The sequence below is a fragment of the Nitratireductor sp. GCM10026969 genome (assembly GCF_042660605.1).
GTDB lineage: Bacteria > Pseudomonadota > Alphaproteobacteria > Rhizobiales > Rhizobiaceae > Chelativorans.
In genome coordinates, this window is record NZ_JBHSUM010000050.1 from 13,558 (window position 1) to 27,442 (window position 13,885).

At 65.6% G+C, this 13,885-nt stretch carries 16 protein-coding genes; 12 read left to right on the top strand and 4 right to left on the bottom strand.

What is annotated here, in order from left to right; genetic code table 11:
• The first annotated feature begins 103 nt into the window (after positions 1-103).
• From ACFP9U_RS12335 to ACFP9U_RS12345, 3 genes are read left to right on the top strand one after another with little or no spacing between them, the layout of a single operon-like run.
• Positions 104-706 carry a shikimate kinase gene (locus ACFP9U_RS12335; RefSeq protein WP_378621771.1) on the top strand — a complete coding sequence of 201 codons (603 nt, stop codon included), beginning with the start codon at positions 104-106 and terminating at the stop codon, positions 704-706.
• A complete protein-coding gene (aroB, locus tag ACFP9U_RS12340; protein WP_378621793.1) occupies positions 703-1,824 on the top strand; it encodes a 3-dehydroquinate synthase in 1,122 nt (373 codons plus the stop codon). The genes ACFP9U_RS12335 and aroB overlap by 4 nt, the downstream gene beginning before the upstream one ends.
• Positions 1,821-3,116: an HlyC/CorC family transporter gene (locus ACFP9U_RS12345; protein ID WP_322452944.1), complete on the top strand. Its 1,296-nt coding sequence runs from the start codon at positions 1,821-1,823 to the stop codon at positions 3,114-3,116. Before aroB ends, ACFP9U_RS12345 begins: the two co-directional genes overlap by 4 nt.
• A 32-nt stretch (positions 3,117-3,148) precedes the next feature.
• On the opposite strand, the gene ACFP9U_RS12350 is transcribed toward ACFP9U_RS12345, so the two are convergent.
• Positions 3,149-3,451, bottom strand: coding sequence for a BolA family protein (locus tag ACFP9U_RS12350; RefSeq protein ID WP_378621773.1), 303 nt, complete (start codon positions 3,449-3,451; stop codon positions 3,149-3,151).
• A 140-nt stretch (positions 3,452-3,591) separates the two neighbouring features.
• Between ACFP9U_RS12350 and ACFP9U_RS12355 the strand changes: the two genes are divergently transcribed.
• The 5 genes from ACFP9U_RS12355 (at position 3,592) to ACFP9U_RS12375 (ending at position 8,566) form a co-directional block, all read left to right on the top strand.
• Complete coding sequence (locus ACFP9U_RS12355) at positions 3,592-4,212, top strand: J domain-containing protein (protein WP_322452946.1); 621 nt, start codon at positions 3,592-3,594, stop codon at positions 4,210-4,212.
• A 75-nt stretch (positions 4,213-4,287) separates the two neighbouring features.
• Positions 4,288-5,274 carry a cobaltochelatase subunit CobS gene (cobS, locus tag ACFP9U_RS12360; protein ID WP_322452947.1) on the top strand — a complete coding sequence of 329 codons (987 nt, stop codon included), beginning with the start codon at positions 4,288-4,290 and terminating at the stop codon, positions 5,272-5,274.
• A gap of 10 nt (positions 5,275-5,284) precedes the next feature.
• Positions 5,285-5,632 carry a GFA family protein gene (locus ACFP9U_RS12365; RefSeq protein ID WP_378621775.1) on the top strand — a complete coding sequence of 116 codons (348 nt, stop codon included), beginning with the start codon at positions 5,285-5,287 and terminating at the stop codon, positions 5,630-5,632.
• A gap of 15 nt (positions 5,633-5,647) precedes the next feature.
• A complete protein-coding gene (cobT, locus tag ACFP9U_RS12370) occupies positions 5,648-7,540 on the top strand; it encodes a cobaltochelatase subunit CobT (RefSeq protein WP_378621777.1) in 1,893 nt (630 codons plus the stop codon).
• A 6-nt stretch (positions 7,541-7,546) separates the two neighbouring features.
• Positions 7,547-8,566, top strand: a complete 1,020-nt coding sequence (locus ACFP9U_RS12375; RefSeq protein ID WP_378621778.1) for an esterase-like activity of phytase family protein — start codon at positions 7,547-7,549, stop codon at positions 8,564-8,566.
• 41 nt (positions 8,567-8,607) lie between these two features.
• On the opposite strand, the gene ACFP9U_RS12380 is transcribed toward ACFP9U_RS12375, so the two are convergent.
• Both ACFP9U_RS12380 and rpmB read right to left on the bottom strand, forming a co-directional pair.
• The gene (locus ACFP9U_RS12380) at positions 8,608-9,234 is read right to left on the bottom strand and encodes a queuosine precursor transporter (protein ID WP_378621780.1); all 627 of its coding nucleotides are present in this window, start codon (positions 9,232-9,234) and stop codon (positions 8,608-8,610) included.
• A gap of 61 nt (positions 9,235-9,295) precedes the next feature.
• Positions 9,296-9,592 carry a 50S ribosomal protein L28 gene (rpmB, locus tag ACFP9U_RS12385; protein ID WP_322452951.1) on the bottom strand — a complete coding sequence of 99 codons (297 nt, stop codon included), beginning with the start codon at positions 9,590-9,592 and terminating at the stop codon, positions 9,296-9,298.
• A 218-nt stretch (positions 9,593-9,810) separates the two neighbouring features.
• On the opposite strand from rpmB, the gene ACFP9U_RS12390 reads away from it, so the two are divergent.
• Positions 9,811-10,575 carry a DUF3108 domain-containing protein gene (locus ACFP9U_RS12390; protein WP_378621782.1) on the top strand — a complete coding sequence of 255 codons (765 nt, stop codon included), beginning with the start codon at positions 9,811-9,813 and terminating at the stop codon, positions 10,573-10,575.
• A gap of 16 nt (positions 10,576-10,591) precedes the next feature.
• Complete coding sequence (locus ACFP9U_RS12395; RefSeq protein WP_378621784.1) at positions 10,592-11,485, top strand: DMT family transporter; 894 nt, start codon at positions 10,592-10,594, stop codon at positions 11,483-11,485.
• A 175-nt stretch (positions 11,486-11,660) separates the two neighbouring features.
• On the opposite strand, the gene gloB is transcribed toward ACFP9U_RS12395, so the two are convergent.
• Positions 11,661-12,428, bottom strand: a complete 768-nt coding sequence (gene gloB, locus ACFP9U_RS12400) for a hydroxyacylglutathione hydrolase (protein WP_378621786.1) — start codon at positions 12,426-12,428, stop codon at positions 11,661-11,663.
• A 101-nt stretch (positions 12,429-12,529) separates the two neighbouring features.
• Here gloB and ACFP9U_RS12405 point away from each other — a divergent pair, with 101 nt between their 5' ends.
• Together ACFP9U_RS12405 and ACFP9U_RS12410 are read left to right on the top strand one after the other, a co-directional pair.
• The gene (locus ACFP9U_RS12405; protein WP_378621788.1) at positions 12,530-13,306 is read left to right on the top strand and encodes a class I SAM-dependent methyltransferase; all 777 of its coding nucleotides are present in this window, start codon (positions 12,530-12,532) and stop codon (positions 13,304-13,306) included.
• Between the two features lies 1 nt (position 13,307).
• On the top strand, positions 13,308-13,885 hold a 578-nt coding region (locus ACFP9U_RS12410; protein WP_378621790.1), incomplete at its 3' end, for an NAD(P)H-dependent flavin oxidoreductase.

Genomic DNA, 13,885 nt, shown 5'->3' on the forward strand with positions numbered 1-13,885 from the left:
TTGCCCAGCGGTTATGAAACGCGTCGAGGCGCAACGCAAGCCTCCGCCTGTTTCGGTTCCAGCCGCTTGACGCGCCTTGTCTTTTGATGTCGAAACCTGCGCCATGACCATGTCCGGCAAGACAGATGCGCACGACGTTCCCGCCCTGCTCGAGCGGCTGGGGCGGCGCAGCATTGTCTTCGTCGGGCTGATGGGTGCCGGCAAGACGGTGATCGGACGCAAGGTGGCCGGACGGCTCGGCCTGCCCTTCATCGACAGCGATCATGAGATTGAGAATATTTCCCGCATGTCGATCCCCGACCTCTTCGCCAATTACGGCGAGGCCGAGTTCCGCGCGCTGGAGCGCCGCGTGATCGACCGCCTGCTCGCGGAAGGTCCGCAGGTGCTGTCGACCGGCGGCGGCGCCTTCATGAACGGTCTCACGCGTGCCGCCATCGCCCAACACGGGGTGTCCGTCTGGCTGAAAGCGGATCTGGACACGCTGATGCACCGGGTAGCGAAGCGGCAGAACCGGCCACTCCTGAAGGCCGACGATCCGCGCGCCATCATGCGGCACCTGATGGAGGAACGCTATCCGGTGTATGAAGAGGCCGACGTGATCGTGCAGACACGCGACGAATTGAAGGAAGTGATCGCCGCGGAGGTGATCGCTGGCCTGGCCGCATTTCTGGAGGACGGTGGAGAATGCAGGAAACCCGCACCATGAATGCTGAGGATGTCGTCACCGTACCCGTCGGCCTGGGCGAGCGCGCATACGATATTCTGATCGGTCCCGGGCTCCTTTCCCGCGCCGGGCGGGAAATCGCCGCCCGTCTTTCTGGCATCCGCGTCGCCGTCGTCACGGACGAGAACGTGTTCGCCGCGCATTTGGACACGCTGCGAAGCGGCCTCGACTCCGCCGGGATCGAGAGCACCGTCGTCACCGTTGCCGCCGGCGAGCGCAGCAAGAGCTTCGAGACCCTTCAGGACGTGGTGAATTCCGTCCTTGCCGCCCGGCTGGAGCGGCAGGACGCGGTGCTGGCGCTCGGCGGCGGGGTTGTCGGCGATCTGGCGGGCTTTGCCGCGGGAATCGTCCGCCGCGGCATGAACTTCGTCCAGGTGCCGACCTCCCTTCTGGCGCAGGTCGATTCTTCGGTCGGCGGCAAGACCGGCATCAACACTGCCCAGGGAAAGAATCTCGTCGGCGTCTTCCATCAGCCGAGGCTGGTGCTGGCCGATACGGGAACGCTCGACACACTGCCCCCGCGCGAGTTTCGCGCCGGTTACGCGGAGGTCGCCAAGTATGGCCTCATCGACCAGCCGGACTTCTTCGCCTGGCTGGAGGCCAACTGGCAGTCCGTCTTTTCCGGCGGCCCGGCGCGAGCGGAGGCGATCGCCCGCTCCTGCCGCGCCAAGGCGGAGATCGTCGAACGCGACGAGCATGAGGCGGGCGAGCGCGCACTGCTCAATCTCGGCCACACGTTCGGTCACGCGCTCGAGGCGGCGACCGCCTATGACAGCGCCCGCCTCGTCCATGGCGAGGGTGTGGCCATCGGCATGGTGCTGGCGCACCGCTTCTCCGCGCGCATGAACCTGGCGAGCCCCGACGATGCCGAGCGGGTGGAAGCGCATCTGCGTGCCGTTGGCCTGCCGACACGGCTGGAGGATATCCCCGGCGATCTCCCCGACGCCGAGGCGCTGCTTTCCTATATCGCGCAGGACAAGAAGGTCTCGCGCGGCGCGCTCACCTTCATCCTCACCCGCGGCGTCGGACAATCCTTCATCGCCAGGGACGTGCCGGGCTCCGAGGTTCTCGCCTTTCTGAAGGAGTGCCAAGCGCAATGATGACAGAGATCCTGATCACCGGCGGCGTCATTCTGGCGCTGATCTTCCTGTCCTTCCTGTTTTCCGGCACCGAAACCGGCATGACCGCGGTTTCCCGGGCCAGGCTGCATACGCTGGAACGCGGCGGCGACAAGCGCGCCGGCGTGGTCGCCGAACTGATCACCCGCCGCGACCGCCTGGTGGGCGCGCTGCTGATCGGCAACAACCTCGTCAACATCCTTGCGTCGGCGCTGATGACGAGCCTCTTCCTGACGCTGTTCGGGGAGGCCGGGGTGGCTTACGCCACGCTCGTCATGACCGTCATGCTCGTCATTTTCGCCGAGATCCTGCCGAAGTCCTGGGCGCTCGCCCGGCCCGAGGGGTTTGCCCTCGTCGTGTCTCCCTTCGCGCGTTTCGTCGTTCTCCTTTTCGGGGCACTGTCCACGGCGGCGAACGTGACCGTGCGCTTCCTCCTGTCGATTTTCGGCGTCAATCTGGCCAGCGACACCCTGCTTCTGTCCGCGCACGAGGAATTGCGCGGCACCGTCGAGGTGCTGCACCGCGAGGGCGCGGTGGTCAAGCAGGACCGCGACCGCGTCGGCGGGCTTCTCGACCTTCACGAACTGGAGGTCTCCGACGTCATGATCCACCGCACCAACATGCGCTCGATCAATGCCGACGATCCGCCCGAAACGGTCGTGGCGGAGATCCTGCGCAGCCCCTATACGCGCCTGCCGCTGTGGCGTGGCACGATGGAGAACATCGTCGGCGTGGTGCACGCCAAGGACCTTCTGCGCGCCCTCCACGACCTGAACAACGACGCCTCGCGCATCGACATCATGAAGGTGGCTTCGAAGCCGTGGTTCGTGCCCGACACCACCACGCTTCAGGATCAGCTCAACGCCTTCCTGCGCCGCAAGGCGCACATCGCCATCGTCGTCGACGAATATGGCGAGGTGGAAGGGCTGGTCACGCTCGAGGACATCATCGAGGAGATCGTCGGCGAGATCGCCGACGAGCACGACGTGGAAATGCAGGGGGTGAGACAGGAAGCCGACGGCTCCATCGTTGTCGAGGGCTCCGTGCCCATCCGCGACCTCAACCGCGCGCTCGACTGGGACCTGCCGGACGACGAGGCCACGACGATCGCCGGCCTGGTGATCCACGAGACCCAGACGATCCCCGAGGAGCGCCAGGCCTTCACCTTCTTCGGCAAGCGATTCATCGTCATGAAGCGCGAGAAGAACCGCATCACCCGCCTGCGCATCAGGCCGGCGGTGGAGGAGACGACGACGGGGGGCAAGGTACAATAGGCATGTCCCGCCTCATCCCGGCGGTCAGTCCTTTACCACCGCGTTTTCTCGCCCGGCGCGGCGGGCTCGATCGCCAGCGCGTGGACGGCGCCCTTCAATTCCTCGGCCAGAGCGTCGTTGACGGCCCGATGGCGCTCCACACGGCTCATGCCGGCGAAAGCCGGGCTGACGATGCGCACGCGAAAATGCGTCTCGCCCGTGCCGTCGAAGGTTTCCTCCTGGCCGGCCGCCGTGTGGTGATGGCCGGCATGCAGGTGGCTTTCGTTGATGATCTCGAGTCGTTCGGGAGAAAACCGGACTTTCAGCTTGGCTTCGATGGCGGATTCGATGGACAATTGAGGCTCCTGACACCATATGGGGAGTGTTCCCCGCGACGATTAAGCTTCCGCTAGGTCCATCGGCGACGAAATGTCAATTCTTGTTTCGCGGCGAGCAACCGCCATAATCCCATCTGATTTGCCGATTCAGGTTAGGTATGAAGCCGAACTCGAAATATTTCGAGAAGATACGCATCCGCCCGGACGCCAAGCCGGAGACCGATGCGCACGCGCCGCGCTGCCAGTGGGACGGCTGTGAGGAGCCGGGCCTGCACCGCGCGCCCGTGGGCCGGCACAGGGAGGGCGAATATTTCCGCTTCTGCTTCGAGCACGTGCGGCAATACAACAAGAACTACAATTATTTTTCCGGCTTGAAGGATACCGAGATCGCCCGCTTCCAGAAGGAGGCGATGACCGGCCATCGCCCCACCTGGAAAGTCGGCTCGGCCGGGACCGGCCAGGCGGCGGCGGACTTCGCGCCCTTCCGTTCCGGCCATGCGGCGTATTATCGCCGCCTCGGCGACCCCTTCAATCTGTTCGGGGGTGCGGACGCCAAGCCCCGCAAACCGGCGCGCAAGCCGCTGCGCCCCCTTGAGGCCAAGGCATTCGAAACGCTGGGCCTGGACGCGAATGCGACTGGCGCCGACATAAAGGCGCGCTATAAAACACTGGTGAAGCGTCACCACCCCGATGCCAATGGTGGCGACAGGGGCTCCGAGGCCCGCCTGCGCGACGTGCTACAGGCCTACAGGCTCCTCAAGCAGGCGGGTTTCTGTTAGTCCCGGTCTCTGTTAAGAGGCCCACGGTTTGAAGACAAGCGGCGCGGACGAGGTCCGCCGCACGCTGGAGGTATGATGAACAAGATCGACCGCGACATCGCCAATTTGCCCGACACCACCGTCTCGGTGAAGGAGACCTTCGGCTTCGATTCCGATATGGTCGTTCCCGCCTACACCGTGGCCGACAACCATGTGCCCGACATCGATCCGGACTATCTGTTCGACAAGCAGACGACGCTCGCGATCCTGGCCGGCTTCGCCTACAACCGCCGCGTCATGGTCGCCGGTTACCACGGCACGGGCAAATCCACCCACATCGAGCAGGTGGCCGCGCGTCTCAACTGGCCCTGCGTGCGCATCAATCTCGACAGCCATGTGAGCCGTATCGACCTCGTCGGCAAGGACGCCATCGTCGTCAAGGAGGGCATGCAGGTCACCGAATTCCGCGACGGCATCCTGCCCTGGGCCTACCAGCACAATGTCGCGCTCGTTTTCGACGAATACGACGCCGGCCGCCCGGACGTGATGTTCGTCATCCAGCGCGTGCTGGAATCCTCGGGTCGCCTGACGCTGCTCGACCAGAGCCGCGTGATCCGCCCACACCCCTCCTTCCGCCTGTTTGCCACGGCAAACACCGTCGGCCTCGGCGACACGACCGGGCTCTACCACGGCACGCAGCAGATCAACCAGGCGCAGATGGACCGCTGGTCCATCGTCACCACGCTCAATTATCTGCCCCATGACGAGGAAGTCTCCATCGTCCAGGCGAAGGCCAAGCATTACCAGAACGAGAAGGGACGCGAGATCGTCGCCCGCATGGTGCGCGTGGCCGACATGACGCGCTCGGCCTTCATGAACGGGGATCTCTCCACGGTCATGAGCCCGCGAACCGTCATCATGTGGGCCGAGAACGCCGAGATCTTCGGTGATGTCGGCTTTGCCTTCCGGCTCACCTTTCTCAACAAGTGCGACGAATTGGAACGCGCCATCGTGGCCGAGTTCTACCAGCGCGCGTTCGGCGAGGAACTGCCCGAATCGGCGGCCAACGTGGTGCTGAGCTGAGGAAGAAGAGATGCAGTATCAGGGCGGATGCCATTGTGGGGCGGTGCGTTTCGATGTTGATGTCGACGTGTCGAACCCGATCACCTGCAACTGCTCCTATTGCACGCAGCGCGGCAGCATACTCGCCTTCACCCCGGCCGAAGCGTTGACGCTGGAACGAGGCGAGGAAAAGCTGACCGAGTACCGGTTCAACTCCGGGCAGATCCAACATCTTATCTGCTCCGTCTGCGGCATGGAATCCTTCGCCCGGGGCGCCATGCCCGACGGAACGAAGATGGTTGCGGTCAACCTGCGCTGCCTTGAAGGCGTCGACCTCGACGGTCTCGAGCCCGCGCAGGTCGACGGGCGCTCCCGCTGAGGACCAAGGACGACCGTGAGCCAGACGAACCGCAAACCAGGCCAGCCCTACGAGACACCGCTCGATCCGTTCAAGCGGGCGGTGACGAGTTGCGTGCGCGCCATCGCCGGGAATCACGAGCTCGAGGTTACCTTCTCCAAGGACAAGCCGGCGCTGGCGGGAAACCGCGTGCGCCTGCCGGAGCCGGCGCGAAAGCCCACCGCCGAAGCCCTTCAGGTGACCCGCGGCCTGGGCGATTCCATGGCCCTGCGCCACGCCTGCCACGATGTGCGCCTGCATAACCGCCTGGCCCCGCATGGCCAGCAGGCCCGCGCCATCTTCGACGCCGTGGAGCAGGCGCGCGTGGAAGCCATCGGCGCCCGCTCCATGCAAGGCGTCTCCGACAATCTCGCCGCCATGCTGGAGGACAAGTTCGCCCGCGCCAACCTCTCCGAGGTCAGCGACAGGGCCGACGCTCCGCTCGAAGAAGCGATCGCCCTCATGGTGCGCGAGAAGCTGACGGGTCGTGCCGCACCGGAAAGCGCGGAGCGGGTGGTCGATCTGTGGCGTGCGTGGGTGGAGGAAAAGGCCGGCACCGATCTCGACGCCCTTCTGCCCGATATCGAAGATCAGGGCGCCTTCGCCCGCACGGTGCGCGATCTGCTCGGCTCCATCGAGCTGGGCGAGGAATACGAGGAGGAGGAGGAACAGGCGGAGGAAAACGAGGAAGACGGCGACCAGCCGCAGGGCGAGGAGTCTTCCGAGGACGGCGGTGAGGACGAATCGGAGGGCGAACGCAGCCAGGCCGACGATGCCGACGAGGCCGGTGACGAGAACGAGGCGGGCGAAAGCGACGCCGCCGCCACGACCGCCGAGGAGGTCTCCGAGCAGGAGGACCTCGATACCGAGACGCCGGGCGAGGCACGCCGACCGGAGAGTCCCTTCGACCAGGGCCTGCACGATATCGACTACCATGTCTACACCGCCACGTTCGACGAGGTGGTGAGCGCGGAAGACCTTTGCGACGAGGAGGAATTGAACCGGCTGCGCGCCTTTCTGGACAAGCAGCTCGCCAATCTCCAGGGCGTCGTCGGCCGCCTGGCCAACCGCCTGCAGCGCCGTCTGATGGCGCAGCAGAACCGCTCCTGGGATTTCGATCTGGAGGAAGGCGTGCTCGACACGGCGCGCCTGCCCCGCCTGATCATCGATCCGATGCAGCCGCTCTCCTTCAAACAGGAGCGCGACACCAACTTCCGCGACACCGTCGTCACGCTGCTGCTCGACAATTCCGGCTCCATGCGCGGGCGGCCGATTTCCGTCGCCGCCACCTGCGCCGATATCCTGGCGCGCACGCTGGAGCGTTGCGGCGTGCGCGTGGAGATCCTCGGCTTCACCACCCGCGCCTGGAAGGGCGGGCAGGCGCGCGAGATGTGGCTTAAGGAAGGCAAGCCCGTGAGCCCCGGCCGGCTCAACGATCTGCGCCACATCGTCTACAAGTCCGCCGACGCCCCCTGGCGCCGCGCGAGGCGTAATCTCGGCCTGATGATGCGCGAGGGGCTCTTGAAGGAGAACATCGACGGCGAGGCCCTCTTGTGGGCGCACCAGCGCCTGATCGCCCGCCCGGAACAGCGCAAGATCCTGATGATGATCTCAGACGGCGCGCCGGTCGACGATTCCACGCTTTCGGTCAACCCGGGCAACTACCTCGAGCGCCATCTGCGCGGCGTCATCGATCTCGTCGAAACGCGCTCTCCCGTCGAGCTTCTGGCCATCGGCATCGGCCACGACGTCACGCGCTACTACCGCCGGGCAGTGACCATCGTCGATGCGGAAGAACTGGCCGGTGCCATGACGGAACAACTCGCTTCTCTCTTCGAGGAAGAGGGAAGCGGCCGCGGCCGGCAAGGCCGGCTGCGCCGGGCGGGCTGACAGGCCGTGCGACCGACGGCCATCCTCCGATCAGCCAGTCTGCTGCTCTTCCTCGGCTTTCTGCTGTCTCCGCCCATCCAGGCGGAAGAAAAAGAGTCCGCCGAAACCTACGAGATCGTTTCCCGCCCCATCGCGGAGTTCCGCATCGGCTCGGCCGAGATGCAGTTCGGGCCGCTAGAGTTCGTCGGCGGTTTGGAGATGACGTCACCGGGCCGCAATTTCGGCAGCCTGTCGTCCTTCCGTTTTCTCACGCCCGGAGGCCGCTTCATCGGCGTTGCCGACAGCGGCTTCTGGTTCTTCGGCACGCTGCGCCATGGCCCCGACGGCCGGCCGGCCGGGATCGCCGATTTCACGATGGAGCCCATCCGCGACCCGGACGGCTCCTTGACCGGCGACAAGTCGACCACCGACGCGGAGGCCATTGCCGTCAGCGGCGACGAGGTGACCGCCGGTTTCGAACGCGAGCACCGCCTCGCCACTTTGCGCCTCGCGCCAGGACACATGGGCCCGCCCGCCGGCGAACTGGACTTCCTGGTCCCCGCCCGGGAGCTGCGCACCAATCGCGGCTTCGAGACCATCGCCTACGCGCCGGAGGAAAGCGCGCTCGCCGGCGCGCGCATCGCAGTCACCGAGCGCAGCCTCGACCGCCGACGCAACGTCTTCGCCGCCATTCTCGAGGGGCCGCTGAAGGGCATCTTCGCGATCGCGCGGCATGACGATTTCGACATCACCGACGGCGCTTTCCTGCCCGACGGCGACCTTTTGCTCCTGGAGCGGCGCTTTTCCCTGGCGAGCGGCGTCGCCATGCGCATCAGACGGATTCGCGCCGACGGGATCCGTCCCGGCAGCCTCGCCGACGGGCCGGTTCTCCTCGAGGCCGACATGGCCTACCAGATCGACAATATGGAAGCGCTCGACGTCTGGCAGCGTGCGGACGGCGCGGTCATGGTGTCGCTGATGTCCGACGACAACCATTCCATCCTGCAGCGCAACCTCTACCTGGAATTCCGTCTCCTCGAGGAATGAAGGCAGACGTCTCCTGCCCCGCCCGGGATCGAAGAGGGCTCTTACCGCACGGCCTCGGCCGGCCGCAGCACGGTGATCAGCGCACCGTAGGGCACGAGCATCGCCAGGCCGACCAGGAGCTTCACGACGAGGTCGCCCAGCGCCAGCGAAACCCACAGCGGTACGTCCATGTCCGAACCGAACAGCGGGACGGCAAAGGCGAGCGACCCGTCCTCGCGTCCCAGCCCCGTATCGAGGAAGGAGAAGACGGCGGCAAAGGCGAGCGAGAAGAAGATGACGGTGTCGAGCGCGGAGCCGACGACCGTCGAGATCAGCGGCGCCCGCCACCAGGCGCTGCGGCGCAGGCGGTCGAAAATGGAAATATCGAGCAGCTGCGCCAGGAGGAAGGCCGACCCCGAGGCGAGCGCGATGCGCGGACTGGCCAGCCAGACCGACAGCACCATCGCCATGACGAAGCCCACCACCACTACGCGGCGCGCGGCCTGCGGCCCGAAGCGGCGGTTCGTCAGGTCGTTGACGAGAAAGGCGATGGGATAGGTGAACGCACCCCAGGTGAGGACGTCACCGAGACCGAAATGGGCGAACGGGAACTGTACAAGCACGTTCGAGGCAGCGACGATCACCGCCATGGCGGCCACGAAAGGCCAGACTGCAAGGAAACGGTTCATTTTTTTAACCTGGGTGATGGAACCAGTGCGGCGGCCCGGTGACCGCCGCGCATGAGAGGTCTCAGGCGCTCGCCTGCTCGGCGAGCTTCTTGGCGACCTGCTTCTTCAGAAGACGCGCGCGCTGGGACAATTCGTTCGACTTCGCCTTCATGAGAAAGGCGTCGAGACCGCCGCGATGTTCCACCGTGCGCAGCGCCGCCGCCGAAACGCGCAGACGGAAATTCTGGCCGAGCGTCTCCGACATCAAGGTAACGTCGCACAGGTTGGGCAGGAAGCGGCGACGGGTCTTGTTGTTGGCGTGACTCACATTGTTGCCGCTCATCACGGCCTTGCCGGTCAGTTCGCAAGCACGGGACATCTTTATTCTTACCTTATCTTTCGGGCCGAACCGCTTGCCGCACCCGAACGGAACAGCGCGCAGTAAATCTCAGGCGGCCTCGTGGAAATTTGCCGTCCACATAAAGACATTTGTCCTTGCGGTCAAGCTGCGCCGGGCCCCTCCACACATCCGCCCGATTTAACCCTTTGCCTTTTGCTGAAGAAATTGGCGGCGCGACGACCGCCGGTGGAGGTGAAATGGGCAGCTTTCGACCGCTTGCGCTTGCTGCCGCTCTTATCATTGCAAGCGTCGCCGGCCTCGCCCCGGCGGCGGCGGAATCCTACCGCGTGCGCTACGATGCCTCCCTTTTCGGGCTGCCGATCGGCCGCGCGGTCCTCGAGAGCCGCTTCGAAGGCCAGGGCTTTGCCATCGCCGGCCGTTTCGCCAGCGCCGGCATCGCACGAATTTTCGACCGCACCGACGGCACGGTGACGGTGAACGGCTGGCTGGGCCCCGATGCAAGCCGCCCGCATGCCTATACGCTCGCCTATGAGAGCGGCGAGGAAGAGAAGAAGACGGCGATCCGCTTCGAGAACGACCGGGTGACCGCGACGGAGAACCGGCCGGAGCCGAAGAAGCGCGGCGACGACTGGGTGCCGGTGGAACGGGAGCACCTGGCAGGCGTCGCCGATCCGCTTTCCGCCCTGCTCCTGCCGGCCAGGGACGCGTCGGAAGTCTGTCGGCGCAGGATCAGGGTCTATGACGGGGAGATGCGCACCGACCTCGTTCTCGAGCCCGCCGGCGACAGGAACGGTTTCCGGGATGCCACCGTCACATGCCGGGCGCGTTTCGTGCCCGTTTCCGGATACAGGAAAGACCGTTCCTCGATCCAGTATTTGCGCGACAGGTCCCGCATCTTTGTCGGGTTCGGGCCGGTGGAAGGCCGCAATCTCTATTCACCCGTCGAAGCGACTATTGCCACCAAGATCGGAACGGTGCACATCAAGGCGCGTCGCATCTGATTTCAACGGAGAGAACATGGCGCGCGCCACCCTGATCGGCTTTTCCGCCGTTGCCATGTGGGCGCTGCTGGCGCTCTTCACCGCCGCATCGGGTCAGGTTCCACCCTTTCAGCTCTCGGCCATGTCCTTTGCCGTGGGCACGGCGATCGGCCTTCTGGCCCAGGGCTTCTTTCCCGCTTTCCGCCAGCGTAAGTCCGTTCCCCCCTCGGTCTGGCTGGTCGGCATCGGCGGGCTTTTCGGTTATCACTTTCTCTACTTCACCGCTCTGCGCAACGCGCCGGCGGTCGAGGCGAGCCTGATCGCCTATCTGTGGCCATTGCTCATCGTCCTGGGCTCGGCCCTCATGCCCGGAGAGCGGCTCGGCTGGCACCATGTCGCCGGTGCCTTTCTCGGCCTGTTCGGCACATTCCTCATCATCACCAAGGGAGGCGGCTTCACCTTCGACAGCCGCTATACGGTGGGGTATGCGGCCGCCGGCGGCTGCGCCCTCTTCTGGTCCGGTTATTCGCTTCTGTCCCGCCGTTTCCAGGCCGTGCCGACCAGCATCGTCACCTGGTTCTGCGCCGCCGCGGCCGTCCTTTCCGCACTCTGCCATCTGGCGCTGGAGCAGACCGTCTGGCCGGCCGGCACCGGCGAGTGGCTCGCCGTCCTCGGCCTCGGGCTCCTGCCCGTGGGTGCCGCCTTCTACGCCTGGGACCACGGCGTCAAGCATGGCAACATCCAGGTGCTCGGCGCATCGAGCTACGCCGCCCCGCTCCTGTCGACCCTCATCCTGATCGCCGCCGGCCAGGCCGAGCCCACCGCCAACATCCTCGCCGCCTGCCTGCTGATCACCGGCGGCGCGGCACTGGCGGCGAAGAACATGATCCTGAAGCGCAAACCGACAGTAGCAGGTGACGCTGCTGTCTGATTGTCGTTTATCCCTGGGAACGATGGTGCGGCCTTCCCCTCGCCCTTCGACCGGCTCAGGATGAGAGGAAGGCAAGCCAGCCTGCTTTAAGCTTCGACATACGCGAATGAACGCAAACGCCGGCCCTCATCCTGAGCCTGTCGAAGGACGAGGGCTGCCTGCCGCCCGCTTCCCCTCAAGCAACGTCCTTGCGCTTGCGGATTTCCGCGAACACCGCCTCGTCGGAGGCGTCTTCCATACCGAGATTGCGGCGGATGACGGGATCGTGCCAGCGCAGGAACGGATTCGTCGCCATCTCCTGCTTAAGGGTGGTGGGCAGCGTCGGCTTGCCCTCCTGCCGCAGTGTGTCGACCACCTTGGCCCGCTCCTTCAGGGCGGAGTTCGTCGGATCGACCGACAGGGCGAACCGCGCATTCGCCTGGGTATATTCGTGCCCGCAATAGATCACCGTCTCTAGCGGCAACACAGCGATCTTCTTCAGCGATCGCAGCATGTCCGCGGGCGTGCCCTCGAACAGCCGGCCACAGCCGAGGGCGAAGAGCGTGTCGGCCGTGAAGGCGATCCCCGCATCGGGGAAATGATAGCTCACATGACCGGCCGTATGCCCCGGCGTCTCAATAACGCGGGCAGCCTGCTGGCCGACGCGCACCGTATCCTCCTCCTTCACCGTGCGGTCGATGCCCGGGATCCGGTCAGCCTCGGCCGCGGGACCGACAATGGTGAGCCCGAAACGCTTCTTCAGCGCCAGATTAGCCGCCACGTGGTCCTGGTGGTGATGTGTCGTCATGATCATTGTCGGCGTCCAACCGGTCCGCTCCACGGCCGCCAGGATCGGCTGCTCCTCCGGCGCGTCGATCAGCGCCGTCTCCCCGGTTTCAGTATCGTGGGCGAGAATGCCGAAATTGTCGCTGCGGCACATGAATTGTTCGATTTCGAGCGTCATGGGAACCTCCGTTCTGCCGGAACGATAGGACCGCACGACGCCCTTGTCACCCACCTGAAAACATCTTGCGGCAGGCGCGAACGGGACGTACCGTACTTTCCATGAACGGCGATATCGTCGACCTCAGGGCATTCTACGCCAGCCTGCTCGGGCGGCTCGCCGAGCGTTCCATCGCCATGGCGCTCTCCTCCATCTGGATCAAGCTGCCCGAGGAGCGTCTGGTCGGGCTCGGCTATGCCGTTCCCTGGCTCGACCGTTTTGGCGCCGATGCCGAACGCGTCTTCGCTTTCATGCCCGCACGCCAAGGCGCCGTGCACTGGCCGCCGGGCAAGGCCTCGGCAACTGCCCTTGTCTTCGAGGAAGAGCTGCCGCTGCCTGACTCCTCGGTCGACCGCATACTCCTCGTCCATGCGTTCGAACACACGGAAAACCCGCGCCAAACGCTTCTGGAGCTCTGGCGCGTCCTGGCGCCGGGCGGCCGCCTCGTCATCGTCGTGCCGAACCGGCGCGGCCTGTGGGCGCGCTTCGAGCACACACCGTTTGGCACCGGCCGCCCCTATTCGCGCAGCCAACTCGTCGAGGCACTCCGGGAGGCGAACTTCACCCCCGGTGCCTGGGCCGACACCCTGCACTTTCCGCCTGCCAGGCGGCGCTGGATCATGAAGCTGCACCAATGGCTGGAGCGCGCGGGCCGGCGCTTCTGGCCGCTTTTTGCGGGCGTCCTGGTGGTCGAGGCGGAAAAGCGGCTCCAGCAGGGCATTCCGGCCATGGCGCGCCGGTCGCGCCGGGTGCTCGTGCCGGTCCTGACACCGCAAGGGGCAACGGGGTTCGGTGCCGGAAGGGCCTTCCGCAACGCCAGTCGAGAGAATGGAGTGTGACATGTGGCGCGACCGCCGGATCCTTGACCTTTTCGGCATCGAACGACCGGTTCTCCTCGCGCCCATGGCCGGTTCCGGCGGGCCGGAACTTGCCATTGCGGTGAGCGAGGCCGGTGGCCTCGGCGCGCTGCCCTGCGCCATGCTGAGCCCCGAGCAGATCCACACCGAACTCGGCATTATCCGCCAGCGCACCGACAGGCCGATCAATCTCAATTTCTTCTGCCACAGCCAGCCGGCGCCGGACGCGGCGCGCGAAGCCGCCTGGCGCGCCCAGCTCGCGCCGTACTATGCAGCCCTCGGTCTCGACGCGGAAACCGTCTCTTCCGGCCCCGGCCGCAACCCGTTCAACGCGGAAGCCTGCGCCGTGGTCGAGGAACACCGCCCGGAAGTCGTCAGCTTCCATTTCGGTTTGCCGGACGGGCCGCTTCTCGAACGCGTGCGCGCGACGGGCGCCAAGGTCATCGCCTCTGCGACGACTGTCGCCGAGGCGCGCTGGCTTGCCGACCGGGGCTGCGACGCCATCATCGCCCAGGGCGCAGAGGCCGGCGGTCACCGCGGCGTCTTTCTGGAAGAGGACCT

What these genes read in the sequence shown, in the direction of transcription:
- gloB (WP_378621786.1), bottom strand. Translation starts at nt 12,428, where the DNA reads ATGACGCTCGAAATCGAACAATTCATGTGCCGCAGCGACAATTTCGGC.
- ACFP9U_RS12335 (WP_378621771.1), top strand. Translation starts at nt 104, where the DNA reads ATGACCATGTCCGGCAAGACAGATGCGCACGACGTTCCCGCCCTGCTC.
- ACFP9U_RS12395 (WP_378621784.1), top strand. Translation starts at nt 10,592, where the DNA reads ATGGCGCGCGCCACCCTGATCGGCTTTTCCGCCGTTGCCATGTGGGCG.
- ACFP9U_RS12390 (WP_378621782.1), top strand. Translation starts at nt 9,811, where the DNA reads ATGGGCAGCTTTCGACCGCTTGCGCTTGCTGCCGCTCTTATCATTGCA.
- ACFP9U_RS12345 (WP_322452944.1), top strand. Translation starts at nt 1,821, where the DNA reads ATGATGACAGAGATCCTGATCACCGGCGGCGTCATTCTGGCGCTGATC.
- rpmB (WP_322452951.1), bottom strand. Translation starts at nt 9,592, where the DNA reads ATGTCCCGTGCTTGCGAACTGACCGGCAAGGCCGTGATGAGCGGCAAC.
- aroB (WP_378621793.1), top strand. Translation starts at nt 703, where the DNA reads ATGAATGCTGAGGATGTCGTCACCGTACCCGTCGGCCTGGGCGAGCGC.
- ACFP9U_RS12380 (WP_378621780.1), bottom strand. Translation starts at nt 9,234, where the DNA reads ATGAACCGTTTCCTTGCAGTCTGGCCTTTCGTGGCCGCCATGGCGGTG.
- ACFP9U_RS12365 (WP_378621775.1), top strand. Translation starts at nt 5,285, where the DNA reads ATGCAGTATCAGGGCGGATGCCATTGTGGGGCGGTGCGTTTCGATGTT.
- ACFP9U_RS12355 (WP_322452946.1), top strand. Translation starts at nt 3,592, where the DNA reads ATGAAGCCGAACTCGAAATATTTCGAGAAGATACGCATCCGCCCGGAC.
- ACFP9U_RS12405 (WP_378621788.1), top strand. Translation starts at nt 12,530, where the DNA reads ATGAACGGCGATATCGTCGACCTCAGGGCATTCTACGCCAGCCTGCTC.
- cobS (WP_322452947.1), top strand. Translation starts at nt 4,288, where the DNA reads ATGAACAAGATCGACCGCGACATCGCCAATTTGCCCGACACCACCGTC.